This is a genomic window from Pseudoduganella flava, from assembly GCF_007830495.1.
Taxonomy (GTDB): domain Bacteria; phylum Pseudomonadota; class Gammaproteobacteria; order Burkholderiales; family Burkholderiaceae_D; genus Rugamonas; species Rugamonas flava.
Genome location: NZ_VLKW01000001.1, coordinates 620,506 through 644,835, shown reverse-complemented (window position 1 = coordinate 644,835; position 24,330 = coordinate 620,506). Strand labels below are relative to the sequence as shown.

Below are 24,330 nucleotides of genomic sequence, written 5' to 3'. Positions count from 1 at the left end.
TAACCGCTGTATATCGACTATCGAAAACCGAAATTGGACGTATATGTGGCGACGCAGCATAATTACACCTGTCTCCACTATTCTCCTCCAAGATAATAGTTTGAAGCCCGCTCCGAGCGGGCTTTTTTTTTATTCCACGCGCGGTTTGACGGCTGTCATGACCGCGTCATATACGCTCCCTATACTGAATCCCACTGACACACACGCAACCGATATGCGTGGTGGCAGTCAAGGTGTGCCACGGCACACCGCTCCGAATTCTGGTTTGATCATCGTCTCTTGGCCCGGACAGGGTTTGGGCCCGCCGACCGCGGGCCCTCTTTTTTCCTGCCTGCCGAATGTGGGCCCTGTTTTTTGCCCGCCGACTGTGGGCCCTGTCTGCTGCCCGCTGAGCGCCGAGATCCCGCCGCAAACGTCATTCGCGATCTCCGCTTTATCTTCCAACGTGCTATCGTTTCACTTTTGACATCGACACGACCCGCCGTGCAGAAATTCCTCACCACCCTGCTGCTGACCTCCGACCACGCCCGCCTGCGCTATTGGAGCGCGATGGCGCTGTTTGCACTGATCGTGGTGGTCGGCTCGATTCCCGGCGCCCGGGCCGACGCTGCCGAAGTCGCGTCCGGCATCGTGCTGCATTCGACGGCGTACGCGGTGCTGGCCTTCCTCGTCTTCACGGGCAGCCGCGGCACGCCGACGCAGCGGGTGCCGAAGGCCGTGCTGACGATCGCAGCGATGGGCGCCATCGACGAGTTCGTGCAGAGCTTCCTGCCCTACCGCCACGGCGCGCTGAGCGACTGGCTGGTGGACTGCAGCGCCGCACTGCTGACGGCGACGTTGCTGTGGGTGCTGTGGTCCAGCCGTAAAGTCGCCGCCTAACGCTCGCCGCAATCGTTTTCAAAGCCTGCGCCGCGCGTGTCGTCGGCCAGGTCCGCCGCGCTCCAGTCCGCTTCGAGGCGGTGCCGCCCTGCCTGCACATCCATGCCGATCTTGCGCAGCAACGCCTTCGTGTGGCGGCGCTGGTTGGCCGGCGTCATGCCGCCGGCCGCGCGCTCCGCGTCGAGACGCATCGCCATCAGCTGTTCGACCTTCGCCAACCTGACCAAGCCCCGCAGCGCTTCGCGCAGCGCGTGGCGGGCGCGCGTGCCGCCGCGCACGCCGCAAGCGGCGTCGACGAGCTCTGCAATGATGGCATCCGAAGTCACGGTGCTCGTCCGATGGGTAGGCATAGTCTTATCCTTATAGGTTTCTGACGATCAATTATTAGGCCGGATCGAACTGGACAGTTTGATCTGCGTCAATCCCGCTCCGGCCAGTTTGAACCCCTGGCTGGCTGGCGGGTCATACCTGAGCGGGCACTTACCCTCAGGAGATGATCATGAAATCAAGAACCATCGAGACAAGCACCATCGAGTCAAGGACCATGGAACCAAGGACCATGGAGTCTGGAACCATGCAGTCCGCCATGCACAGGACAAAAACGGGCGTGGCGCTGGCCTTGGCGGCATGCGTGGCCCTGGCCGGCTGTTCCGGCATGCAGCGCGACAGCTCGGACAGCTCGGGGACGTCCGGCACGTCCGGCACGTCGGGGAGTTCGTCGAGCGGCTATGAGGGCGCGGATCACCGCGGCGGTACGCCCGGCGGCATGGCGGGGCCCACGTCCGGCACGAGCGGCACCGGCAGCATGGGTGGCAGCGCCGGCATGGAGGGCATGCGCGGCGTCGTGCAATCGATCGAGAGGATGACGCGCCAGCAAGCCAGCATCAGCGTCAGCGGTGCGCCGGGGGCCGCGGCAGTGGGTGGATCGTTGTCGGGATCGGGTTCGGACCAGGTCTACCGCGTCACGCTGCGCGCCGACGACGGCAGCACGCAAAGCTACGTCGTGGAAGCAACGCCGGACTACAACGTGGGGGACCGCGTCAGCTACAGCAACGGCAGCATCCAGCGGCAATGACAGCGGCGCCGAACAACGGGCAATGAATAGCTGGCGATGAGCAACTGGCGATGCGCATCTGGCGATGAACAGCTGGCGATGAGCAGCGGGGCAATGCCCCGCGGGGCCGGGTCAGTACATCTGCTCGACGTCGTAGCCGCGCCGGCGCAGCAATTCGGGAATGCTGTCGCTACCGACGAGGTGCAGCAGGCCGATGCCGACAAATGCGACCTTGTCGGTGCGCATGATGGCTTCGATGTGCGCCGTCATCGCAGGGTTGCGCTTGCGCAGCAGCGTGCGGTCCATGAAGGTGGCGGACACGGTGTCGCCGCTGGTGAGTTCCCTTGCGAGCGCCGCGATCTGGCCGGCATCCGCATTGCTCCAGGCGTCGATCAGGCCGGCCGACTTGCGCACGGCCTTGCCGTTCTCTAGCTCGTCCAGGTTCTCCAGCAGGTATTGCTCCTGCTGGCGGTCGTCCAGCGACGCGAACAGGCTCAGCTGGAAGTCGGCCGTCTCCAGTTCGCGTACCGGCTTTTTCTGCTGCATCGCGGCCGTCAGCAGGTAGCCTTCCACGCCGTTGCTGCGGTGGTAGCCGTGCTTCTCGATCTCGGTGCCAACAAGGATGTTCGCCACCAGCCACGGCCGGTAATTCTCGACGCTGCGCAGCGAAATATTCGCCTTCGCCAGCGCACGCTCCAGCTTGGCCAGCGCGGCCGGGGTCAGGTGGCGGGTGATCGATTCGCCGGCGGGATAGGTGCCGTACTTCGTCAATGCCTGCTGGAACGGCTCGTACGCACGCGTGTCGAGTTCCAGCACGAGGGAGCTGGAGTCCGCCAGGGCGCGCGTCACTTCCGGCTCCAGCGGGAAGAACCCCTGCTTGCCGACGTGGATCGTGCCGAACAGATAGCTGGTGCGGCCTTCATGCCGCACGCGGTACAGTGCGCCGCGCCGGGGTACGGGCTGCGCCTGCGTAGGCTCCGCGGCCGTCACCGCGGTTGGGACGCTCATTTCCATACTGTTGGCCGACCAGGAAATTAATAAGGCAAAAATGACAGGCAAATAACGCAGCATGCAAATCCCCGACCGCCTTTATTCAAAGCGGTACGAATCCAGATATGGAACATGAATGCCCGCAGAGCAGCCGGGCATGGGCTGGAGGCCGCATGACACCGCGACCTTATTGCCGATGGTAAAGGAATTTGCCCGCTGAGGAAATAAATTTCTGGCGTGCGCAGAGAATTAACGGGGCTTTGACCAGTTTAAACAACAATGTGTTTGCAAACTGGCCAGAGCAATGCCGAGATATTAATCTTCCCGTTTTGACATCGGTGCTGGCATTAATATCAACGGCCGGCGATATTTAATTGTCTTTATTCATTTCGCCAATTCGACCAGTACCGCCGTGTACATTTCCAGGTTGAGCAGCAGCTGTTTGCGGCTGATGTACTCGTGCTCCGAGTGGCCCGTGTAGACGGCGCCCGGCATGCCGGGGCCGAAGCTGACGGCGTTCGCGAACAGCCGCGAATTGGTGCCGCCGCCGATCGCCACAGGCTTGGCGTGCTTGACGCCGGTGTAGTGCGAGAACACGTCCAGCAGCACCGGCACCTGCGGCGCATCCTCGCGCAGCCATGGTTCGCCGATCTCGGCCGCCAACGTCGCGCCGGGCGCATGCCCGGCCTTCCAGCCGTCGAACGCCGTGCGGAATTCGCGCTCCAGCTGGGCGCCCGTCTTGCCGCGCGGGCGGCGCAGATTGATCGCCAGCGCCAGGCCCTTGTCGCCCGGCTTCAGCACGACAGGGGCGACCGTCATCGGGCCCATGAACGCATCGCGGTAGGCGGCGCCGCCGAACTTCTCGCCGTACAGCCCCGTACCCAGCAGGTCGTTGACGAAGCTGACCATCGCCGCGGCGCTGGTGCCCTGCCAGGGCTGCACGCTCAGCGCGTCGGCCAGCATGGCTATCGCGTTGACGCCATCTTCCGGTTTCGACGAGTGCGCCGACACGCCCTTCGCCTTGATCGTCAACCGTTCGCCCGTGCGCGCGAATGCGTAGCGCATGCCTTTCTGGCCGGCGGCGCGGGCGCGGATGCGCTCTTCCAGCGCCGGCGGCGCGCGGTCGATCACCGCTTGCGCATCCTCGGGAATCTGGCTGTTGAAGAAGCCGCCCGTGAACGACGCGAGCACGGGGCCGCCCTGCCCGGCCGCCGGTTGCGCGGGCATCGTCACCGTGACGAGGCCCCAGCCCTTCTCCGCCGTCACCACCGGGTATTCCGCGTCCAGCGTGATCGACAGCTGCGGCGGCGTATGCGTCTTCAGGAACGCTTCCAGCGGCGCCCAGTCCGACTCCTCGGCCATGTAGACGTACAGCTCGATGCGTTTGTTCAGCGCCACCTTGCGGTCGCTGATCGCCTTCATCGCATACAGCGCCGTGGCGATCGGCCCCTTGTCGTCCTCGGTGCCGCGGCCCAGCAGCAGCCCCGGCTCGCTGGTGCTGTCCAATGTGAACGGCGAGCGCCGCCACTTGGACGGATCGACCGGCTGCACGTCGCCATGGGTGACGACGCCGACGCGCTCCGTGCCTTTGCCGTAGCCGATCACGACGACGCAGCCCGCATCGTCGAAGTCGAAGCCGAGGCGCTGCGCCTCGTCGCGCAGCAGCTGCTTGAACGCGATGTGCTGCGCATTGCGTTCGCACGGCACGGCCGGATCGGCAACGGTGTTGATGGCCACCATGCGCGCCAGCGTGTCGACGACCTGGTCCTGGTAGGCGCCGCGGGCATGGCGGGCGGCCGCAAGGGCGGCATCGCTCGGGGTGGCATGGGCGGCCGCGAACAGCAGCGGCGTGACGGTCAGCAGGGCGAGTTTTTTCAGCATGAGGATCCTGTCGGTGGCGGCGCGATGGCCGGCGCGGAGGGGCATTGCGCGAAGCACGCAACAGGTGCGCGCCGGCGCCGGGATTTCCCACCGCTTCCTGCTGCCATCGCACGCAAGCTATGGTAACGTGCACAACAATTAACCAGTTTACATCGAATCCCACCCCGAATCCCAACCGAGCGTTACAGCGACCCGTCGTGCAGACCAGCTCCAGCCAGCCGCCCGTCCACGTCCATCCGCGGCTGCCCACCATCCGCTTCCGCCTGGCGCTGCTCGTGCTCAGTTGCGTGCTGCCGGCGGCGATCGTGTCCGCCTTCCTGATCTACGACCACTACCGCGTCGAACGCGCCAGCCTGCTGGGCGAGGCGATGGCGACGGCACGCTCGATGGTGTCCGTCGTGGACCGCGATTTCGAGACGATCGTGACGGCGCTGCGCACGCTGGCCACGTCCGACGATATCGGCGACGCCGACCTCGCCGAATTCCGCCGCCAGGCCGCCGACCTGCATGCGATCCTGCCGATCACTGAAGTAATCCTGTACGACGCCGCCACCCGGCGCCAGCTGATGAACACCGTGCGCGATCCGCTGCCGGCCGAACCGGGCGACGAGAAGCTGCTGCACGACGTGACGTTGCGCACGCAGCCCGCCGTCACCGGCATGACGCGCGGCGTGGGCGGCAACGCCACGATCACCGTCGCCATTCCCGTGGTGCGCGACGGCGTCGTGCGCTACGTGCTGGCGGCACAGGTGCTGCCGGCCGCGCTGGGCGGCATCCTGACGGAGCAGAAGATCCCGAACAGCTGGCGCGCCGCGATCCTCGACGGCGACCTGCGCATCGTGGCCCGCAATGTCGACATCGACCGCCATCTGGGCACGCGGCCGGCGGCGGAGGTCGTGCAACGGATGCACCGGCAGCCCGAGGACACGTTCGACGGTACGACGGTGGACGGCAGGAGCGTGGTGGTGCTGTACAGCCGCTCGGCGCGTTCCGGCTGGAGCGTGACGCTGGGTGTGCCGCACCAGGACCTGACGGCCGGGCTGCTGCGCACGCTCGAGTCGCTGATCATCGCCACCGTTGTCATCCTCGCGCTGGGCCTTGGTATGGCGTGGCTGGTGGGCGGCCGCATCGCCCACTCGGTGCAGGCGCTGATCTCGCCGGCCAACGCGCTCGGCATGGGGCAGCCGGTGAAGCCCGCGATCGTCGACTTTCGCGAAGCGCAGCAGGTGGCCGACTCGCTGGTGCGTGCGGCCGCCGCACTCGACGAAGCGCGCGGCCGCGCCGACAAGGAATTGCTGGAACGCCGCGCGGCCCAGGAAGCGCTGCAGGAAGCGGACCTGCGCAAGGACGAATTCCTGGCCACGCTGGCGCACGAACTACGCAACCCGATGGCGCCGCTGGTCAACGCGCTGGAGATCATGCGCCTGGGCGGGCCCGGCGCCGCACCGCCGCCGAACGTATTGGACATCATCGAGCGCCAGCTGAAGCAGATGGTGCGCCTCGTCGACGACCTGCTCGACGTGTCGCGCATCACCACCGGCAAGCTGGGCATCCGCGACGACCGCATCGTGCTGCAGGACGTCGTCACGCATTCGCTGGAGACGGCCGGGCCGCTGATCGCGCAGCGCCGCCATGCGCTGGCGGTGCACGTGCCTGACGAACCGACCGCGCTGCGCGGCGACGCCACCCGGCTGGCGCAGGTGTTCTCGAACCTGCTCAACAACGCGGCGAAGTACACGCCGAACGGCGGGCGCATCGCGCTGCATGCGGTGCGGCTGCACGACAAGGTGCGCATCGAAATCAGCGACAACGGCATCGGCATCGCGGCCGACGTGCTGCCGCACGTATTCGACATCTTCTTCCAGGCCGACCGCTCGCTGGGCCGCACGCAGGCAGGGCTGGGCATCGGCCTGTCGCTGGCGCGCCGCCTCGTCGAACTGCATGGCGGCACGCTGACGGCGACGAGCCCCGGCAAAGGGCTCGGCAGCACGTTCGCGCTCGAGCTGCCGGTGGCAACGGACGAAGTCAGCGCGCCGCCGGCGGACGACGAAGGCGGCGTACCGCTGCCGGCGCTGCGCGTGCTCGTCGCCGACGACAACATCGATCACGCGAACACGCTGCGCACCTTGCTGATCGCGGCGGGCCAGACGGTGAACGTGTGCTACGACGGCCTCTCGGCACTGCGCAGCGCCGAGACGTTCGAGCCGCACATCGCCTTCCTCGACATCGGCATGCCGCGGATGGACGGCTACGAACTGGCGCGGCGGCTGCGCGCCGAGCCGCGCCACCGCGGCTGCATGCTGGTGGCCGTCACCGGCTGGGGCCAGGACAAGGACCAGCAACGCTCACTGGCGGCGGGCTTCGACCGCCACGTCGTGAAGCCGCTGCAACCGGCCCAGTTGCGCGGTCTCCTGCAGGAACGCGCGGGCCGTGCCACAATGCACTTGGCTTAGCGGCACCCCTAGAGCGTGCCGGAGCGTATATCCCTACGAAAGGCAGGGCCATGCTTGCGAACGCGACGCATCGGCCCGACATGCACACGATGATTCCATTTTCGATACTTGACCTCTCCCCGATCGCCGAAGGCAGCGATGCCGGCCAGTCGCTGCGTAACACGCTGGACCTGGCGCAGCACGCGGAACGCTGGGGCTACCAGCGCTACTGGCTCGCCGAGCACCACGGCATGCCCGGCATCGCCAGCGCGGCGACCTCCGTCGTCATCGCCCACGTGGCCGGCGGCACGAAGACGATCCGCGTCGGCGCCGGCGGCATCATGCTGCCGAACCATTCGCCGCTGGTGATCGCCGAACAATTCGGCACGCTCGAAGCGCTGTTCCCTGGCCGGATCGACCTGGGCCTGGGCCGCGCGCCCGGCTCGGACCAGACGACGGCGCGCGCGCTGCGCCGCAACCTGGGTTCGGACGCCGACGAATTCCCGCAGGACGTGCTGGAACTGCAGGACTACATGAGCGATACGCCGCGCCAGCGCGTGCTGGCCGTGCCCGGCCAGGGCGCCAAAGTGCCGCTGTGGATCCTCGGTTCAAGCCTGTTCGGCGCGCAGCTGGCCGCGCACCTCGGCCTGCCGTTCGCGTTCGCTTCGCACTTCGCGCCGCAGATGATGATGCAGGCGGTGACGCTGTACCGGAACAACTTCAAGCCGTCCGCGCAGCTGGACAAGCCATACGTCATGCTGGGCTATAACGTGTTCGCGGCCGACACGGACGACGAGGCGCAGTGGCGCGCAACGTCGATGCAGCAGGCATTCGTCAACCTGCGCACGGGCCGTCCGTCGAAGCTGCCGCCGCCGCTGAAGGATTACCGTGCGACGCTGGGGCCGCAGGAAAATGCGATGCTGGACTCGGTGCTGTCGTGCTCCGCGATCGGCGCGCCGGACAGCGTGGCTGCGCAGATGAAGAGCTTCATCGCCAGCACGCAGCCGGACGAGTTGATGATCACGTCGCAGATCCACGAGCACAGCGCCCGCCTGCGCTCCTACGAAATCCTGGCGGACGTGCACGCGCGCCTGTAGCGGACAAATCGAAAAAATCGCTGCCCAGCACGCCGTGGCGATATTGCCTACAATATCGGCCCCGCAGTAACAGGAGCACGGCGTGCAACAACAGCAGCAACAGCAGCATCAACAAGACATCTCCGCCGCGATGGTGTGGCTGATGGCAACCGCCACCGGCCTGATCGTCGCCAATCTCTACTACGCGCAACCGCTGGTCGGGCCGATCAGCCGTGCCACCGGGCTCGATGCCGGCGCGGCGGGCCTGATCGTCACGTTGACGCAGATGGGCTACTGCCTCGGCATGCTGTTCATCGTGCCGCTGGGCGACCTGGTGGAAAATCGCCGGCTGATCGTCACCGCGCTGGCGGGCACCGCGTGCGCGCTGGCCGTGGCTGCGTTCAGCACGAGCGCCCCGCTGTTCCTCGCCGCGATGTTCTGTATCGGCCTCGGTTCCGTGGCGGCACAGATCATCGTGCCGTTCGCCGCCCACCTGGCGAAGCCGGAGACGCGCGGCCAAACGGTGGGCACCGTCGTCAGCGGCCTGCTGCTGGGGATCATGCTGGCGCGCCCCGTATCGAGCATCGTCACGGACGCGCTGAACTGGCATGCGATCTTCGTGCTGTCCGCGCTCGCGACTGCCGCGCTGGCCCTGGTGCTGCGCCGCCTGCTGCCGCTGCGCGAACCGGACCACACCAGCACGTATGCCGCGTTGCTCGGTTCGATGTGGCACCTGTTGAAGACGACGCCGATCCTGCGCCGCCGCGCCGCCTACCAGTTCTGCATGTTCGGGTCCTTCAGCCTGTTCTGGACGACGGTGCCGCTGATTCTCACGAACGCGTACGGCCTGACGCAGACGGGCATCGCGCTGTTCGCGCTGGCCGGCGTGGCAGGCGCGATCGCATCGCCGATCGCCGGCCGCCGCGCCGACCAGGGCAAGTCACGCTCGACGACCCTGATCGCCTTGCTGGGCGCCGTCGCATCGTTGGCCGCTCCGCTGCTGCTGCACGGCAGCCGCACGTTCGAGGTGGGCTTGCTGGTGGCGGTGGCGATCGGGCTGGACGCCGCCGTCTCCGCCAACCTCGTCACGGGCCAGCGCGCGATCTACGCGCTGGGCGCGGACGTCCGCTCGCGCCTGAACGGCTTGTACATGTCGATCTTCTTCCTCGGCGGCGCGCTGGGTTCGTCGCTGGGCGGCTGGACTTACGCGCACCACGGCTGGCAGGGCGTGCTCGTCGCGGGGCTGTCGTTCCCGGCTGCCGGGCTCCTGGTGTTTGTGACGGAGAGCCGCCGGTCGCAGTGAGCTGCCAATGGTTGAGCATCAATGCGCCCACAACCGCAGCTGTCCCGTCAGATTGACGGTGCCGTCGATGTCCAGGCCGCCCATGCTGCGCGTGACGGGGGCCAGTGGGTCGTTTTGCACGCTCATCGATTCGAAGCCGAAGTGCGTGAACTTCACCGTGCCCGGCAGCGTCAGCGCCACGTAGTCGCCGCCGTCCGCGCGGGCGTGTACGTCGATGGCGATCGTCGACATGTCGATCACGCCGCGCACGTTGCGCAGCACGAGGTAGCGCGACTGGCCGTTCGTGTCGGCGAAGCCGAGCGACAGGCGGCTGTCGCTGACGGCGCCGACCAGCGCGGGATCGTTGATGACGACGTGGGCCGCGAAGCTGATGCCGTCGCGGCCGCCCACCTGCGCGAGCTGCGCGTCGTCCAACGGTTGCGGCGGTGCCGCGTGCAGCGGCGCGGCGCAGAATGCCAGCACCCAGAAGGCTCCCTTCATGGCCGGAACCTGATATCGAGATACTGGATCTGGACCGATCCGATACGCGACGAACCCAGGTCCGTCGTGCCGCCGCCGGGATTCGTGAACGAGATATGGTCGACCTGCAAGCCGCCGGCCGGCGCGGTGCCGCTGCCGTACTGCCGGTCGGGCCAGCCGATGCCGATGTGAAGATGCGGGCCGTTCTCGTCGGCCAGCGCGTTGATGACGGCCGGCTGCGTCGCCACGTCCGCGATCGCCCACGGCGCACCGGTGAACGCGCCGGTCTCGTCGACCGCGCCGATGCGTACGCCCTGCCATGCCATCTGTCCATCCCTGCTGGTGCGCCCGTTGGGCCGCAGCGCCAGCTCGCCGATCCGCAGGTTCAACCCGAGCCCGAACGCGACGCCGTCTTCGAGGCGCGGCGTCGAGAACTGCCAGCCGCCGCCCTGGAACACAAGGTCGCGCAGCACGATACTGCCGCCGTCGCGGGCGATGCCGTCCGCGTCGACGCCCCAGTCGTACGCGAACTGCCAGCGCTGCGCACTGTCCGCATTGGCGGGAAACGCGAAGCCGACGATGTCCGCCAGGCCGGCCGGGCCGGAGGTGATGTCGAGCCGGTACGGATCGGCGAACGGCACGGCACCATCGCTGCGCGCGGCGGACAGGTTGCCGATCCAGAACGCCCGATCGCTTTGCGGCCGGTACGTGATGCGCGCATCGCCGTTCATCGAGAAGCCGGACAAGTCGAAGCTGACGCCATCGCCGCCCCGCACGGCCGCTAGCGCTTCATCGCCGAGCGGCTGACCGGGCGCCGCGTGCACCGCGCAAGCGACTGCCAGCAGCGCGGAGGAGACTGCCCACATTCGCGCCCCCATCACCGCCCCGCCACCGGTGCCACGGCAGGCGCCACGTTCGGCGGCGTCACGCCATTGGTGGACAGCGCCGTGAGCCTGTCGCGCCAGTTCAGCCAGATGCCGGCCTGCGCCACGTCGGGCAATTGCGACGTGCCGGCGGGCGCCTGGAACTGCACGCCCGTCTTCAGCACGGAGATCCAGAAATCGCGGCTCGCGCCGGCCGCATCGCCGGCCCGCACGCCGCCCAGCTGCGCCAGCGACAGGCAGGGCGCGGCGCACGCGCCATCCCAGCGCTTGCCGCCCAGCGCATCGGTGCGCGTATCGAGCGTCACGGCGCTGCCGTCGGCCGCGGTGCCCGATACCAGCATCGAGCCGGACAGGCTGTTGATCTTCAACCCGACGTCGCCGCGGATGCTGTCGAAGCCGAAGCGCATGCCGATCACCTCGCGCGGCACGGCCGCATCGCCGGTGGCGCGGTAGACGAATTCAAAATAAGGGTTCGCGATCTGCACGGTGCGCTGCGCCTGCGTGCCATCGCTGCGCCCGAACTGCAGCAGCGCCATGTCGATGTCTGCCCCCAGCCCCTCGCGCGGCGCATAGCGATAATCGCCCAGCCGCAGGTGGCGCAGATTGGCCGACAACGTCACATCCGCATCGAGCGCCACGCGCGTGAAATCGAAGTCCCCGAGCCGGCTGTTACTGACCGCAATCAGCCCCTGCCCGCGCGAGCGCGACATCTCGTCATCCGTCAACGGCCGCATCTGCGCCACCGCCGACGCCGCAAAAAACACGGCCGGCAAAGCGGCCGCAAAACGGAGCACGTGTCTCATGAGTTGAAGTGCAGCCTCAAGTTGTGTTGGCGGAAAAGCCCCGCTTCTCAACGCACGTCTCGACGTCCCGATAGACCGTAATGAGGGACGTCAGGAGTGGTTGAGGCGCGCAGTCGTACTTCACGTACGACGAGCACCGTAGACCACCTCCTGGCGTTCCGTAATAGGTCTATCGGGACGTCATCAGCGAGGGCTAGCGGGACGCCATCATCAATGCGCCCAGATCCATACTTGGGTACCGCGGAGGTCCAACTGATTCATCGCCATCGACCCATACGAAGCATTGCTGTGCCCCATCTTGATCGCGTCGACGGACACGTTCAGCAGCTTGCCGGCCGCTACCTGCACGTCGGCGGGAATGGCGATCTGCACGACGTCGCCGCCGTTGGCCGCGTCGTAGAACGTGCCCGGGTTCGTCACGCCCGCCGCGCCGGCCGCCTGCAGGAACGAGTTCTTCGACAGGATGTCGATGCTGGCGGCGATCAGGCCGTTGACCTTAATGCCGTTGAAGCTGACGGAGCCGCCACCCAGGCCCGTCGCGGCATCGACAGCGTCCGTGTCGGTGTAGACGAACGAGTCGACCTTGACGTTCAGGTTGGCGGCGATGGACACGCCGTCCTGGCCTGTCACGGTGGACAGGTCGGCGTCCTTGATCGGGGTCATCGCCGAGGCGGACATCGCCAGCGTGGACAGGGCTGCTGCGACTGCGAAGCTGATGCGTTTCATGGTATCTCCACTTTCGTTATGGTTGATGGGCTTCCCTCCAAACGGCCGGCGCATGCGCCAACCCGGTCCACCCCGCCTCTCCGCTTCCTGGGCGGCCCGGCGCGGCGGTGTTCTTAATATTTTTTCAATATTAATTAAATTTATGATAGGAGCGCCTGTTGCCGCGGGTCCAGCCTTTCGGACTGACCGGTGAAGCCAAACACGTGTCCTGGCGAGCCACCAGAGGGAGACACGAAACGTGCAGATGACGCAAAAAGCACACTCTTGCGCGCGTTATCACAAACTGCGCACAAAGCTTCCGCGAAAACCTAGAGCTTCACATCTAATTTTTCCCGTTGCTGGGCGCCAAAAAAGCATGCGTTAATAAATTACAAAATAACAAGGACGCCGAGACTTCAAATAAAGCACGGTCGTTCGAATAATCAACAGGAGACGTCATGGGAACCCTCGATTCGGGGCGCGCGCAGCCCCTGGGCGAAGCTTTGCCCGCAGTTTTCTCACGCCCGCGTTGCACGCCCACGGAGCGCCCATGCTGGCCCTGCTGATCGGCGTGCTCGCGATCGCGATCGGCGGCGCCGGCATGCTGTCGCGGCATGACGTGCAGGAGCGCCCGAAGGGCACGTTCGAGATTCCACAAACCCTGGTGGGCGGCGGCAGCTACAGCCAGGACGTGACGCTGGAACCTTTCTCGGAACTGAAGTACCGCCACATCGTGCGCCAGGCGTACGACTACAGCTGCGGCTCGGCCGCGCTGGTGACGATCCTGAACTACCACCTCGGCATCCCCGTCACGGAACAGCAGGCGATGGAAGGCATGCTGGAAAAGGGCGAGAAGGACAAGATCATCGAACGCCGCGGCTTCTCGCTGCTCGACATGAAGCGCTACGTGGCATCGCTGGGCGTTGTCGGCGCCGGCTACCGCGCGGAAGTGAAGGACTTGCTCGAGCTGGCCGAGCCGGCGATCGTGCCGATCGACTACGCGGGTGCCAAGCACTTCGTCGTGCTGCGCGGGATCCGCGACGGCATCGTCTACATCGCCGATCCCTCCGCAGGCAACATCGTGTTCTCCGTCACGGAGTTCGCCCGCCTGTGGGACAAGAACACCCTGTTCATCGTCTCGCCGCCGCAGGGCGGCAAGGCCGTCGCGCAGCTCGCGCTGGCGGACCAGGAACTGGGTGTCGTCGACATGGACCGGGTCACCAACCGGGGCCGGCTCGATGCCCTCAACAACGCCACGCAGCTGCTGGACCGGGCGATCAATTCCGGCGCCGCCGGCACGTGGCTGCACTCCCGCTGAAGACTCCACCCCGCTACAAGGAAACCGCGATGACGAGAACCACCTTGCCCCTGCTGCTGGCCTGCGCGCTGCTGGCCGCCCACGGCGCCTCGGCGCAGACCGCCACCGACCAGGCCCGCGACGCGCTCGCGAAGAAGGACGGCGAAGGCGACCAGAGCGAACTGCTGAAGGAAACGCTGACGGCAGTCGACAAGCAGTATTCGCTGATCCGCCAGGGCACGTCGCAGTTCACCTACGACCTGACCTACACCTACATCGGCCAGGAGCGCATCGTCACCGACTACACGGCGGACGGTCTGACGCTGTTCGACATCGAGAACACCAATTCGCACACGGTCACGAACACGCTGTCGGCCGACTACGGCGTGCGCAACAACCTCACCGCGAACGTGACGCTGCCGCTGATCTCGAAGTACACCGACACCACGCGCCACAGCGGCATGTCCAACTCGATCGGCGACATCGGCATCGGTGCCCGCTGGCAGCCGATCGAAGCGCGCCGTGACCGGCCCAACTTCACCGTCACGAGCAACCTCCGGCTGCCGAGCGGGCGCAGTCCGTTCAAGGTGATCGCCGGCAGTGGCGAGGCGACGGGCAGCGGCGTGGCCGCGCTGTCGGCGGGCCTGAACGTGAACCGCATCGTCGACCCGGTAGCGCTGTTCGGCTCCGTCAACCTCACGGCCAGCGCCGCCGCGAACGGCCTGCATCAGGTGAACGGCACGCGCGTGCTGACGCGCGTAAAACCCGGCACCACGTTCGGGTTCGGGGTGGGCTTCGCGTACGCGCTGTCGTACGGGATCTCGACGACGCTGTCGTTCCAGGAAGCGATCTCCGGCGGCGCGAAGCTGCGCTTCGAGGACGGGCTGGAAGTGAAGACGAGCACGCAGACGTCCGGCATCGTCAGCCTGGGCCTCGGTTACCGGGTGTCGCCGAAGACCACCGTCAACCTGTCGGTCGGCATCGGCCTGACGACCGACTCGCCGAACCTGTCGGTCGGCATGAACGTGCCGCTGGCGTTCTGACATGCGCCAGGCCCGCCTGCTGGCGGCAGCCGCCGCCCTTGCCTCCACCTGCGCGCACGGCGCGCTCGTCGAGAACCTGACGACGAGCGTGACGGCGATGGCGCTGGGGAATGCCGTGACGGCCGACCCGCCCGGCATCGACTCGATCCACTTCAACCCGGCCGGCCTGGCGCGGCTGGTGGGCGACAGCGAAATCTACTCCGCATTCGGCGCATCGATCCGCACCGGCGCCGCGTTCACGAAAGGCCCGAACTTCGACGTGGGCGGCTGGACCGACGATCCGATCGCCGGCATGCGCACGGGCCCCGTGCGGCAGGCGATGGTCATCCCCATCTACGGCATGCCGGGCTGGCGGCTGCCGGGCGTGATCATTCCGGGCCTCGGCATGGCCTTCAACAAGCCAGGCTCGCCGTTCACGTTCGCGACGAACAGCTACATGGCGCAGGCGATCTCGATCGACCGCACGACGGACCCGAACGACCCGGGCCGCTTCGACGGCCGGCAGATCCAGCTGCAGCGGCTCGTCTACGCGTCGCCGTCGATCGGCTGGAAGTACTCGGACACGCTGCGCTTCGGCGTCTCCGTGCCGATCGCGCACGCGGCGTTCGTCGTCGACACGCACATGCGTTTTCCCAACGAGCTGCTTGGCGTGTTCGGCAAGCTGCAACAGGGCTGGTGCCCGGAAAGCGGCGGCAACATCATCGATACGTTCGGCTTCGGCGTGTGCGGCGGCGGCAAGGAAGGCATGGTCAACCCGTTCAAGAAGGCCGCTGCGATGCGCCTCGAGATGACGGCGCCGTTCGACCCGACGGTGAACGTGGGCGTGCTGTGGGAACCGCGCCCGTGGTTCGCGCTGGGCGCCGTCTACCAGGGCGGTGCGAAGACCCGCTACACGGGCACCTACCGCTTCGACACGGAACCGATGCTGCGCAACTTCGTCGCCGGCATGAACGCCAGCCTGATGGGCCCCGTCGCCGGCGCCGTGCTCGGGCTGCCGCAATCGATCCCGGAAGTCCAGAAAGGCAATCTGGCCGCCACGATTCCGTTCCCCGCCCACCTGCAGCTGGGCATGAAGCTCAAGCCGCTGCGCTGGGTGCAGCTGAACGTGGATGCCAGCATCGCCAGGTGGAGCGACTGGAACATGCTGGTGTTCGAGTTCGACCAGAGCGTCAAGCTGCTCGAAGTGGCGCGGCTGTACGGCATTGCCGATTCGACGAAGCTGAAGATCCCGCGCGGCTACCGGAGCGTCGTCAACTACGGCTTCGGCGTGCAGCTGTTCCCGACCGAGAAACTGGCGCTGCGCTTCGGCTACGAGCCGCGCAAGAGCAGCATCCCGGCCGACCGCATCGACCTCATCGCGCCGCTGCCGGACACGAAGCTGTACAGCGTGGGCCTGAACTACAAGGTCGGCAAGGACAGCGACATCAGTCTCACCGCGTCGTACATGGCCGGCAAGTTCGACACCCCGGCCAATACCGACTGCAACCTGAACTGCAACAAGTTCCTCAACGTGATCTACAACCCGTATGCGGGGCACGACGTGGCGGGCGACCTGAAGGTGCGCTACGTGGGCCTCAGCTACACCAAGCGCTACTAGGAGAGACGATGAAGACATTGTGCATGCTGGCCGCCGCGCTGGCGTTCAATTCCGTGCAGGCAGCCGTGCAGGCAGCTGATATCCCGCCGGCGAAGAAGGCGCTCGTCGACCGCGTGCTGCAACTGTGGCAGGTCGATACGATCGGCCAGTCGATGTTGCAGGCGCCCGTCGGCGACGCGGTGCAGCAGGCCCGCGCCGTGCTGCAGGGCCGCGCCACGCCGGAAAAGCGCGATGCCGCGCTGACGGACATCGTGGCCGAGGCGCGCCGCTTCATGGACGAGAACACGCCGATCGCCCGCGCGTCGGCCGACAAGCTGATCCCGACGACGGTCGCGCCGCTGCTGGCCGAGCGCTTCACCGAAGAGGAATTGAAGCAGATCGTGATCATCCTTGAATCCCCGGTGAAGAAGAAGTTCGAGGCGATGGTGCCGGAACTGCAGAAGAAGCTCGGCGAAAGCGTCGCGGCCGACACGCGTGCCGTGATCGACCCGAAGCTGAAGGACCTGCAGGAGCGCATCGGCCTGCGGCTGCGCGCGGCGGTGACGCCCTGAGGTTGCGGTGGCGATGCCGTATTCCTCCGCGCTGCACTTGGTGCGGGGCGTGAAGTCCCGCCTCGCCCAGTCGGGCCTCGATGCCGAAGCGCTGTTCGCGCAGGCCGGCCTGACGGAAGACGACGGGCTGGCATGCGACGCGCTGACCCTGTCCGACCGTCTCAGCCACCTGTGGGAACTGCTGGTGCGGCAGACGGGCGACCCGCTGATCGGCCTGAAGGTCTCCACGCCGCACCGCCTCGGCTGGCTGGGCGTGATGGGCCACGTGATGCTCGTCTCGCCCACCGTGCAGAGCACGATCGAGCGCTGCCACGGCCACACCCGCGTCGGCCTCGTGCTGCCCGGCGCCGCGCGGCCCGTGCCGGTGCAGCGCTACGACTTCGTCTGGTGCGTGCTGCTGCGCACGCTGCGCTGCGCCGCCGGCCGCGACGATGCGACGCCCGTGCAGGTCGAATACGCGTTCCCGGAACCCGCCAACGCGCGCTACTACGAAGAGACGTTCGGCTGCCCCGTGCACTTCGGCCGGCAGCACAACGTGATGGAATTCGCCGACGCGGACCTGGTTGCCGCGCTGCCCGAGGCGAACGTGCCGCACAAGGGCGACGCGGGGCGCGTGCTGGCCAGCCTGGCGCACGCGCAGCCTCCGTCGTTCCAGGCGCGGGTGCAGGAGATCGTCGCGGCGCTGCTGCCGAAAGGGCCGCCGCACCGCGATACGGTGGCGGCCCAGCTGATGATGAGCGAACGCACCTTGCAGCGGCGTCTGGCCGAGGAAGGCACGAGCTTTTCGCAGCTGGTGGACGACACGCGCCGCGAGCTGGCGCGGCAGATGCTGGCCGCGGGCGACCGTTCGCTGAAGGCAGCCAGCTTCCAGCTCGGCTTCTCGGAACCGAGCGCGTTCCACAGAGCCTGCAAGCGCTGGTTCGGCACCACGCCCGCCGGCATCGCTCATCCGCGCGAGGACGAGTCATGAACTGCCAGCACGCGCGGAGCTGGCTGTGTGGCCTGTGGTTGTACGGCGCGGCCGCACACGGCGCCACGGACGATGCGATCACGGTGGTCGCCGTGGCCGATGCAAGCCAGCCCGGCAAGGCCTACACGGCGACCGCCACCGCCGCCGCATCGGTGGCCGCGCTGTGCCGCGTCGTGCAGGACTATGCCGGCTACGCCGCGTTCATGCCGAACGTGCGCAGCGCGGTGCCGGTCGGTGCGGGCGACGGCCACGTGCTGGTGGACATGACGCTCGACCTGCCGCTCGGCCAGGTCAAGCGCTACCGGCTGCGCCTGGAGCCGCACAGCGAGGCGGGCCAGTGCCGCCTCGCGTGGCAGCTGGTGCCGCGCGCGGACCTGGCGACCGCCGACACGATCGCCGACACGAGCGGCTACTGGCTGTTCACGCCGCTGCCCGGCGATGCGGACCGTTCGCGGGTGCTGTACCACGTGCATGCCGATCCGGGCCCGGTGCCGTTCGGCTTCGGCTGGATCGTCGACGCGCTGAGCCGGCGCAGCCTGCCGCGCACGATCGAGGCAGTACGCACGCGGGCCGCCGCGCAGGCCCCTTGATGGCGCGGGCAGCATGCTACGATAGTGGTCTTACCACTGGACGAACACGATGAAGGCAAGGCTGTCCGACGCCGTTACTGCCGAACTGGAACGGCGCATCCTGGAAGGGATGTTGAAGGCGGGCGACCGCTTGCCGGCCGAGCGCGAACTCGCACTGGAACTGGGCGTCTCGCGGCCGTCGCTGCGCGTGGGCCTGCAGGCGCTGGCCGCGAAGGGCATGCTCGTCACGCGCCATGGCGGCGGCACGTTCGTTACCGAATTCATGCAGGCGCCGTTCGTCGATCCATGGCAGCAGATGCTGGCCGAGCATCCGGAATACCATGGCGACGTGCTGGAGTTCCGGCACATGCTCGAAGCGCAGGCGGCCGCGCTGGCGGCGCAGCGCGCGACGGACGATGAGCTGGCGCGCATCGGCGCGTGCTTCACCGTGCTGCAGGCCGCGTTCGACGGCGACGACCTGGCAGCGTGCATCGCCGCCGACGTGGCGTTCCACCAGGCGATCGCGGATGCGTCACACAACGTGATGATCGGCCACCTGTCCGCCACGCTGCACAAGGTGCTGCAAGGGCACGTGCAGTCCAACCTCGAAACCCTGCACGCCCGGCCGGAACTTTGGCAGCAGCTGCGCGAACAGCACGCGGCCGTGTGGCAGGCGGTACGCACGCGCCGGCACGAGGCGGCCGGGGAAGCGGCGCGGCAGCACATCGGGTTCATTCGGGAGACGCTGGCGCGCAGCGCCAGCCGCCAGGGCTGACCGGATTACCGCTTGCGCGCCGCGCCGAACGGATCGTCGGCGCGCCACTGCGGCATCTTCGGCGCATCGGCCACCATCCGCCCCAGGTTCAGCGTAAACTGCGCCTGCTGCGTCATGCCGGACAGGTCCCACGCCGGGTCATATTCGTCGCTGACCTGGTGGTACTTCGCCGCATAGGTCTTCTGCAGCGCGGCCGCCTTCTCCAGCTGCTCCTTGCTGCCCACGTAGTCGCGGCCCGCGGTGATCGAGAACGCCGGCACGCCCGCCTTCGCAAAGCTGAAGTGGTCGCTGCGGAAGTAGCCGCCGCCCAGGTCCGGCTTCGCCGCGGCCGGGCGCATCCGCATCGCCTGCGCGGTGGCCTCGGCCATCTTGCCCAGATCCGTGCGCTCGCTGCCCTGCGTGCCGACGTCGCGCGCCGTGCCGATCCAGTTCAGGCTGTCCAGGTTCAGGTTGGCCGCCGTCTTCTCCAGCGGCCAGAGCGGATCGCTGGCATAGGCCGCGCTGCCCAGCAGGCCCTGCTCCTCGGCCGCGACCCACAGGAACATCTGGCTGCGCTTCGCGGGCGACTTCATGGCCGCCTGCGCCATGGCCAGCAGCGCTGCGGTGCCGGAAGCGTTGTCGACGGCGCCGTTGAAGATCGTGTCCTTGCCTTCGCCCTGCTTGCCCAGGTGGTCCCAGTGCGCGCTGTAGATCACCACTTCATCCTTCAGCTTCGGGTCCGTGCCGGGCACGATGCCGGCCACGTTGTACTGCTCGACGGGACGCACGGCGGCCTTCATCGCGCCGGCCAGCTTCGCGTTCAGCGCCACCGGCGTGAAGTCCTTGCGCTCGGCCGCGGTGCGCAGCGCATCGAGGTCCTGGCCCGCCGCCTTGAACAGCGCCAGCGCCGCATCGTTCGTGATCCAGCCCTGCATCGGCGTACCCGGCGTGCCCTGCGCCAGCTGGAAGCGTTCGACGCCGCTCCAGCTGTTCTGGATGACGCTCCAGCCATACGATGCCGACGCATCCGTGTGGATCAGCAGCGCACCGGCCGCGCCGCGGCGCTGCGCCTCTTCGAACTTGTAGGTCCAGCGGCCGTAGTAGGTCAGCGCCTTGCCGCCGAACCGCTCGGAGCTGTCCGTCGTCGGCTGCGGGTCGTTCACCATCATCACGACGATCTTGCCCTTCACGTCCTGGCCCTTGAAGTCGTCCCAGCCCTCTTCCGGCGCGGCGATGCCGTAGCCGACGAAGACCAGCGGCGCATCGAGCGCATGCTCGGCCTGCGCGTCGCCGGCACCCCATACCCAGTCCTTGCCGAATGCCAGCGGCAGCGCTGCGCCGTTCGCCTCCACGTGCAGCGAGCTCGCTTCCGGCAGCGCCTTCACGCCGGCGATCTTCACGAGCTGGCGGTAGCTGGTGCCGTTGGCGGGCTTCAGCCCCAGCGCCAATGCCTGGTTCTCCAGGTAGGCAACCGTCAGGTCTCCGCCGCGCTGGCCGGTGCCGCGCCTTCCAGCAGGTCGCTGGACAGGAACGCGAGGTGGGCGCGCAGCGGTGCCTCGGCAACTTGCGGCAGGTTCTTCATGCCGGCCGCGTGGGCCGGCAGCGCCAGCGCCAGGCTGATGGCCAGGGCGCACAGGGGTTTCTTCTGCAAAGTGGTCTCCTTGTTCGATGGGCGGCGGTGGCCGCGCGGGGATTGTATACTTCCCCGTATGACTTCGTACATCGGCCGTTTCGCCCCCTCCCCCACCGGTCCCCTGCACCTCGGCTCGCTCGTCGCCGCGATGGCGAGCTACCTGGACGCGAAGGTGCATGGCGGCCAGTGGCTGGTACGCATCGAAGACCTGGACCGCGACCGCAACGTGGCCGGCGCGGATGAACACATCCTCGCTTCGCTGCGGCGCTGCGGCATGCTCTGGGATGGCGAGGTGACGTGGCAGACGCGCCGCGAGCACCTGTACGAAGCGGCGCTGGCGCAGCTGGCCCAGCACATCTACCCGTGCGGCTGCTCGCGCCGGGAGATCGCCGATTCGCAGACGCGCCTCGGGCTCGTACTGAATGCCACGCTGGTCTATCCGGGCACGTGCCGCGCCGGCCTCGCGCCGGGCAAGGCACCGCGCGCGCTGCGGCTGCGCACACCGCAGGAACCGCACCGCGTGATCGGTTTCCACGACCGCTGGCACGGCGATGTGGAGCAGGACATCACCGCCGCGGTGGGCGACTTCGTGATCCGCCGCGCCGACGGCTTCTGGGCTTACCAGCTGGCCGTCGTCGTCGACGATGCCGCGCAGGGCATCACGGACATCGTGCGCGGCGCCGACCTGCTCGACTCCACGCCGCGCCAGCTGTACCTGCAGGAGCTGCTTGGCCTGCCGCACCCGCGCTACCTGCACGTGCCCGTCGTCGTCAATGCCGACGGGGAGAAGCTGTCCAAGCAGACCGGGGGCGCCGCGTTCGACAACGGCGCGCCGCCCGCCGCGCTGCTGACGGCGAGCCTGCTTCCGGCCGCTCGCTTCCTCGGCCTCGACGTGCATGCCGATACCATCGACGCGTTCTGGCGTGACGCCGTGCCGGCATGGGCGAACCTGCTGCGCGCGCGGGACGCCATGTAGCGCTAGTGGGCGCCGCGCCATCCCACGCGGGCGTAGCATGGCGGCCGAAAGGAGGTCCCATGAAACACATCATCGCAACGTTGGGCGCGCTCGCGGGCGCGCTGTCCGTGCCCGCCGTGGCCCAGCATTCTTCGCCCCCGTCGGTGGGCCCGGCCGGCGCGCCGAAAAGCGCGCAGACGCAAGTACTCGAAGCGGGCGCGAAAGTGCTGCAGAGCGCCGCGCCGATGCGCGGCTTCGACGTCTACCTGGTCGGCTTTCATCCGATGAAGGATGCGCCGGAGCTTCAAATGGAAGCACATCACTACTGCCACCAGCGCAACGAAGATTTCGCGCAGTGCATCCTGTTCGACGGGAATACGGCCGATGCGAACATGAACGGCATCGAGTACATCATTTCGGAAAAGGCGTTCCAGCTGCTGCCGCCTGATGAGCGCAAGTACTGGCACCCGCACAACGGCGAGATCCTCAGCGGCCAGCTGGTCGCACCGGGCATTCCCGAAGTGGCGGAGAAGGCGCTGATGAAGACCAAGATGAACAGCTACGGCAAGACGTGGCACACGTGGAACACGGGCCACGAAGGCCACACGGGCGAGGCCTTACCGCTGGGCGAAGCGAAGCTGGCGTGGTCGTTCAACCGCGACGGCGAGGCCATGCCTGGGCTGGTCCAGAAAAGGGACCGCCAGCTGGGCATCGACACGGCAGCCAAGCGGCGCGACCGGGCGGACCTGCGCGCGCTGGCCAAACCGCAGTCCGGCGTCGATGCGCTGAACGGCAAATTCGCCCGCCCGACGACGCCGATTCCGGGCGTGACGGACTCGGCGGCGAAGTAGCTGACGGCGTTGTAGGACTGGTCCTCCGGACTATCGTGAGGTGGCGAACAGACCTTCGAACGGTCGGCGCGCACACTGCCTCCATCGTTTGAACAGGAGGTGAACCATGCGACGCTCAGTCCTACCCGTCACTCTCAGCCTGGCCCTGTTGGCCGGATCGGGCGCGCTCGCCAACGATCAGATCTACAAGTGCGTGGATCCAAACGGCAACACGATGCTCTCCGATAAGCCTTGCGCTGTTGTCGAGTCCGTGCCTGCCGATACGGCGCCCGCCGCCAACGTGGCCGCCGTGCCGGAGTACGTGGCGACCCTGCCCGCCGTCGAGGCGCCGCGCCGCGTTGTCGTCAAGGAACACTACACGCTGCCGCCGCAGGAAATCGACCATGGCCAGTGGGCGAAGAAACCGCCCGTCAGCACGCCGCCGAAGGTGGACGTGGCCACGTTGAAGGCCGCCAAGCTGAAGCTGGAACTGGAAGACAAGACCGCTTCCGTACGCCAGGCCAGCCTCGACTGACGTCGCTTGCAACTTGTGGCGCGCAAGTGACGGCGCCGCAAGCAAACAAAGTCCATACCGCCCTGAGGCCAGCAGGCCACCTGCCGCACGGTGCGCCGCGCGCCGGCCGCGAGCGGGCACACACTTTGTTCGCACCACCTGCTTCCCTGCCGGACACATCGATAGGCGGGGAGCACTTTGTTACAAAAAATACATGTGCGCTCTTTGACACTTGGTAGCACGGCTGCCGAGAATGAATGGCCGCGTTAATGAAAATTTAACGGTACGGCATTCGTCAACCACACAAAGGAACGCACATGAACATGAAGCACGCTAGTCTGGTGTTGGCACTCTCGTTCGCGGCAGGGTCGGCCGCTGCGGCAACGACGGACTTCTCTTCCGGCGCGCAAGGCTGGACCGGCATGCAGCCGGCCAACGGTGTCGGCGGCTCGGGCATCGATACCTCCCTCGGCAACGGCGCGCCGGCGTACCGGACGGTGCTCGAGAACTTCGGCATCAGCTTCACGAACAAGACGAACACCGACTTCGTGCGCGACTACACGGCGACGTCTGCCGTGACGTTCGGCATCGACGTGCTGGCGCAGGAAATCACGTACTTCGGCCAGAACGTCACGCGCGACCTCGTGCTGGAATTGCGCGACTACGACAACGCCAGCAATGGCCTGCCTTACACGAGCGTCTGGTACACGCTGGGCACCCTCGATGCATCGGCCAGCGGCTGGCAACACTTCTCCGTCACGATCGGCAATACGGCCGGCAGCGCGCTGCCCGCCGGCTGGGGCGGTTACGGCGCCGAGGACGCGACCGGCATGCCACTGCTGCCCGCCGACCGCACGTTCGCCAGCGTGCTGGCCGGCGTCGACGAGATCGCGTTCACGACGCTCAAGCCGGGCTGGGCGTACGGCTTCACGCAGTTCGACGTGGCCATCGACAACATCACCGTCAGCGCCGTTCCCGAACCGGGCGAAACGGCGATGCTGATGGCCGGTCTCGGCGTGCTGGGTGCCGTGGCACGGCGCCGCCGCAGCCGCCGCAGTAACTGAACCATTCGCTGATCATCCACTGTCACGGCCGGCACTCCGGTGCCGGCTTCAGCCATGGCTATAATGCCCGCTTTCCCCTCGCGAGAA

At 67.3% G+C, this 24,330-nt stretch carries 23 protein-coding genes and 1 pseudogene; 16 read left to right on the top strand and 8 right to left on the bottom strand.

The window, feature by feature from the left end; genetic code table 11:
- The first annotated feature begins 483 nt into the window (after positions 1–483).
- A complete protein-coding gene (locus IP92_RS02765) occupies positions 484–879 on the top strand; it encodes a VanZ family protein (RefSeq protein ID WP_229418588.1) in 396 nt (131 codons plus the stop codon).
- Here IP92_RS02765 and IP92_RS02760 read toward each other — a convergent pair.
- Positions 876–1,229 (bottom strand): hypothetical protein, encoded by a 354-nt coding sequence (locus IP92_RS02760; RefSeq protein WP_145872967.1) that lies wholly within the window; start codon positions 1,227–1,229, stop codon positions 876–878. The genes IP92_RS02765 and IP92_RS02760 overlap by 4 nt on opposite strands.
- 236 nt (positions 1,230–1,465) lie before the next feature.
- On the opposite strand from IP92_RS02760, the gene IP92_RS02755 reads away from it, so the two are divergent.
- On the top strand, positions 1,466–1,954 hold the full coding sequence (locus IP92_RS02755) for a hypothetical protein (protein WP_145872966.1): 489 nt from the start codon (positions 1,466–1,468) through the stop codon (positions 1,952–1,954).
- 111 nt (positions 1,955–2,065) lie between these two features.
- Here IP92_RS02755 and IP92_RS02750 read toward each other — a convergent pair whose 3' ends face one another.
- Both IP92_RS02750 and IP92_RS02745 read right to left on the bottom strand, forming a co-directional pair.
- Positions 2,066–2,941, bottom strand: coding sequence for a TraB/GumN family protein (locus IP92_RS02750; RefSeq protein WP_229418587.1), 876 nt, complete (start codon positions 2,939–2,941; stop codon positions 2,066–2,068).
- A gap of 366 nt (positions 2,942–3,307) precedes the next feature.
- Positions 3,308–4,804: a dipeptidase gene (locus IP92_RS02745; RefSeq protein ID WP_145872964.1), complete on the bottom strand. Its 1,497-nt coding sequence runs from the start codon at positions 4,802–4,804 to the stop codon at positions 3,308–3,310.
- 197 nt (positions 4,805–5,001) lie between these two features.
- On the opposite strand from IP92_RS02745, the gene IP92_RS02740 reads away from it, so the two are divergent.
- The 3 genes from IP92_RS02740 (at position 5,002) to IP92_RS02730 (ending at position 9,615) form a co-directional block, all read left to right on the top strand.
- Positions 5,002–7,257, top strand: a complete 2,256-nt coding sequence (locus IP92_RS02740) for a hybrid sensor histidine kinase/response regulator (protein WP_158206811.1) — start codon at positions 5,002–5,004, stop codon at positions 7,255–7,257.
- A gap of 89 nt (positions 7,258–7,346) precedes the next feature.
- Positions 7,347–8,333: an LLM class flavin-dependent oxidoreductase gene (locus IP92_RS02735; protein WP_145873299.1), complete on the top strand. Its 987-nt coding sequence runs from the start codon at positions 7,347–7,349 to the stop codon at positions 8,331–8,333.
- Between the two features lie 130 nt (positions 8,334–8,463).
- Complete coding sequence (locus tag IP92_RS02730) at positions 8,464–9,615, top strand: MFS transporter (protein ID WP_145873298.1); 1,152 nt, start codon at positions 8,464–8,466, stop codon at positions 9,613–9,615.
- Between the two features lie 18 nt (positions 9,616–9,633).
- Here IP92_RS02730 and IP92_RS02725 read toward each other — a convergent pair whose 3' ends face one another.
- The 4 genes from IP92_RS02725 to IP92_RS02710 all read right to left on the bottom strand — a co-directional run bounded on the left by IP92_RS02725 (position 9,634) and on the right by IP92_RS02710 (position 12,487).
- Entirely contained in the window at positions 9,634–10,095 is a 462-nt protein-coding gene (locus IP92_RS02725) for a hypothetical protein (protein WP_145872962.1), read from the bottom strand.
- On the bottom strand, positions 10,092–10,940 hold the full coding sequence (locus tag IP92_RS02720; protein WP_229418586.1) for a hypothetical protein: 849 nt from the start codon (positions 10,938–10,940) through the stop codon (positions 10,092–10,094). Before IP92_RS02720 ends, IP92_RS02725 begins: the two co-directional genes overlap by 4 nt.
- 11 nt (positions 10,941–10,951) lie before the next feature.
- On the bottom strand, positions 10,952–11,761 hold the full coding sequence (locus tag IP92_RS02715; protein ID WP_145872960.1) for a hypothetical protein: 810 nt from the start codon (positions 11,759–11,761) through the stop codon (positions 10,952–10,954).
- A gap of 210 nt (positions 11,762–11,971) precedes the next feature.
- Positions 11,972–12,487, bottom strand: a complete 516-nt coding sequence (locus tag IP92_RS02710; RefSeq protein ID WP_145872959.1) for a DUF6160 family protein — start codon at positions 12,485–12,487, stop codon at positions 11,972–11,974.
- A 529-nt stretch (positions 12,488–13,016) separates the two neighbouring features.
- Between IP92_RS02710 and IP92_RS02705 the strand changes: the two genes are divergently transcribed.
- From IP92_RS02705 to IP92_RS02675, 7 genes are read left to right on the top strand one after another with little or no spacing between them, the layout of a single operon-like run.
- A complete protein-coding gene (locus tag IP92_RS02705; RefSeq protein ID WP_145872958.1) occupies positions 13,017–13,784 on the top strand; it encodes a C39 family peptidase in 768 nt (255 codons plus the stop codon).
- A gap of 29 nt (positions 13,785–13,813) precedes the next feature.
- Positions 13,814–14,806, top strand: a complete 993-nt coding sequence (locus tag IP92_RS02700; RefSeq protein ID WP_145872957.1) for a transporter — start codon at positions 13,814–13,816, stop codon at positions 14,804–14,806.
- Between the two features lies 1 nt (position 14,807).
- Complete coding sequence (locus IP92_RS02695) at positions 14,808–16,403, top strand: OmpP1/FadL family transporter (RefSeq protein ID WP_145872956.1); 1,596 nt, start codon at positions 14,808–14,810, stop codon at positions 16,401–16,403.
- Positions 16,404–16,411: 8 nt separating this feature from the next.
- Positions 16,412–16,954 carry a DUF2059 domain-containing protein gene (locus IP92_RS02690; protein WP_229418585.1) on the top strand — a complete coding sequence of 181 codons (543 nt, stop codon included), beginning with the start codon at positions 16,412–16,414 and terminating at the stop codon, positions 16,952–16,954.
- Positions 16,955–16,967: 13 nt separating this feature from the next.
- Positions 16,968–17,924, top strand: coding sequence for an AraC family transcriptional regulator (locus IP92_RS02685; protein ID WP_145872955.1), 957 nt, complete (start codon positions 16,968–16,970; stop codon positions 17,922–17,924).
- On the top strand, positions 17,921–18,514 hold the full coding sequence (locus IP92_RS02680; RefSeq protein ID WP_145872954.1) for an SRPBCC family protein: 594 nt from the start codon (positions 17,921–17,923) through the stop codon (positions 18,512–18,514). Before IP92_RS02685 ends, IP92_RS02680 begins: the two co-directional genes overlap by 4 nt.
- A gap of 49 nt (positions 18,515–18,563) precedes the next feature.
- Positions 18,564–19,268, top strand: coding sequence for an FCD domain-containing protein (locus tag IP92_RS02675; RefSeq protein WP_145872953.1), 705 nt, complete (start codon positions 18,564–18,566; stop codon positions 19,266–19,268).
- 5 nt (positions 19,269–19,273) lie between these two features.
- Here the strand turns inward: IP92_RS02675 and IP92_RS02670 are convergent.
- Positions 19,274–20,829, bottom strand: a pseudogene (locus IP92_RS02670) (M28 family peptidase).
- A 127-nt stretch (positions 20,830–20,956) separates the two neighbouring features.
- Between IP92_RS02670 and gluQRS the strand changes: the two are divergent.
- The 4 genes from gluQRS (at position 20,957) to IP92_RS02650 (ending at position 24,243) form a co-directional block, all read left to right on the top strand.
- Complete coding sequence (gene gluQRS / locus IP92_RS02665) at positions 20,957–21,856, top strand: tRNA glutamyl-Q(34) synthetase GluQRS (RefSeq protein ID WP_145872952.1); 900 nt, start codon at positions 20,957–20,959, stop codon at positions 21,854–21,856.
- A 59-nt stretch (positions 21,857–21,915) separates the two neighbouring features.
- Positions 21,916–22,686: an OBAP family protein gene (locus tag IP92_RS02660; RefSeq protein WP_145872951.1), complete on the top strand. Its 771-nt coding sequence runs from the start codon at positions 21,916–21,918 to the stop codon at positions 22,684–22,686.
- 106 nt (positions 22,687–22,792) lie between these two features.
- The gene (locus IP92_RS02655) at positions 22,793–23,200 is read left to right on the top strand and encodes a DUF4124 domain-containing protein (RefSeq protein WP_145872950.1); all 408 of its coding nucleotides are present in this window, start codon (positions 22,793–22,795) and stop codon (positions 23,198–23,200) included.
- Between the two features lie 296 nt (positions 23,201–23,496).
- On the top strand, positions 23,497–24,243 hold the full coding sequence (locus IP92_RS02650) for a PEP-CTERM sorting domain-containing protein (protein WP_145872949.1): 747 nt from the start codon (positions 23,497–23,499) through the stop codon (positions 24,241–24,243).
- Positions 24,244–24,330 lie beyond the last annotated feature (87 nt).

Coding starts and splice junctions, on each gene's coding strand:
- IP92_RS02700 (WP_145872957.1), top strand. CDS start 13,814: ATGACGAGAACCACCTTGCCCCTGCTGCTGGCCTGCGCGCTGCTGGCC.
- IP92_RS02730 (WP_145873298.1), top strand. CDS start 8,464: ATGGTGTGGCTGATGGCAACCGCCACCGGCCTGATCGTCGCCAATCTC.
- IP92_RS02760 (WP_145872967.1), bottom strand. CDS start 1,229: ATGCCTACCCATCGGACGAGCACCGTGACTTCGGATGCCATCATTGCA.
- IP92_RS02655 (WP_145872950.1), top strand. CDS start 22,793: ATGCGACGCTCAGTCCTACCCGTCACTCTCAGCCTGGCCCTGTTGGCC.
- IP92_RS02675 (WP_145872953.1), top strand. CDS start 18,564: ATGAAGGCAAGGCTGTCCGACGCCGTTACTGCCGAACTGGAACGGCGC.
- IP92_RS02710 (WP_145872959.1), bottom strand. CDS start 12,487: ATGAAACGCATCAGCTTCGCAGTCGCAGCAGCCCTGTCCACGCTGGCG.
- IP92_RS02715 (WP_145872960.1), bottom strand. CDS start 11,761: ATGAGACACGTGCTCCGTTTTGCGGCCGCTTTGCCGGCCGTGTTTTTT.
- IP92_RS02720 (WP_229418586.1), bottom strand. CDS start 10,940: ATGTGGGCAGTCTCCTCCGCGCTGCTGGCAGTCGCTTGCGCGGTGCAC.
- IP92_RS02745 (WP_145872964.1), bottom strand. CDS start 4,804: ATGCTGAAAAAACTCGCCCTGCTGACCGTCACGCCGCTGCTGTTCGCG.
- IP92_RS02750 (WP_229418587.1), bottom strand. CDS start 2,941: ATGAGCGTCCCAACCGCGGTGACGGCCGCGGAGCCTACGCAGGCGCAG.
- IP92_RS02695 (WP_145872956.1), top strand. CDS start 14,808: ATGCGCCAGGCCCGCCTGCTGGCGGCAGCCGCCGCCCTTGCCTCCACC.
- IP92_RS02680 (WP_145872954.1), top strand. CDS start 17,921: ATGAACTGCCAGCACGCGCGGAGCTGGCTGTGTGGCCTGTGGTTGTAC.
- IP92_RS02755 (WP_145872966.1), top strand. CDS start 1,466: ATGCACAGGACAAAAACGGGCGTGGCGCTGGCCTTGGCGGCATGCGTG.
- gluQRS (WP_145872952.1), top strand. CDS start 20,957: ATGACTTCGTACATCGGCCGTTTCGCCCCCTCCCCCACCGGTCCCCTG.
- IP92_RS02725 (WP_145872962.1), bottom strand. CDS start 10,095: ATGAAGGGAGCCTTCTGGGTGCTGGCATTCTGCGCCGCGCCGCTGCAC.
- IP92_RS02735 (WP_145873299.1), top strand. CDS start 7,347: ATGATTCCATTTTCGATACTTGACCTCTCCCCGATCGCCGAAGGCAGC.
- IP92_RS02660 (WP_145872951.1), top strand. CDS start 21,916: ATGAAACACATCATCGCAACGTTGGGCGCGCTCGCGGGCGCGCTGTCC.
- IP92_RS02685 (WP_145872955.1), top strand. CDS start 16,968: ATGCCGTATTCCTCCGCGCTGCACTTGGTGCGGGGCGTGAAGTCCCGC.
- IP92_RS02690 (WP_229418585.1), top strand. CDS start 16,412: ATGAAGACATTGTGCATGCTGGCCGCCGCGCTGGCGTTCAATTCCGTG.
- IP92_RS02705 (WP_145872958.1), top strand. CDS start 13,017: ATGCTGGCCCTGCTGATCGGCGTGCTCGCGATCGCGATCGGCGGCGCC.
- IP92_RS02650 (WP_145872949.1), top strand. CDS start 23,497: ATGAACATGAAGCACGCTAGTCTGGTGTTGGCACTCTCGTTCGCGGCA.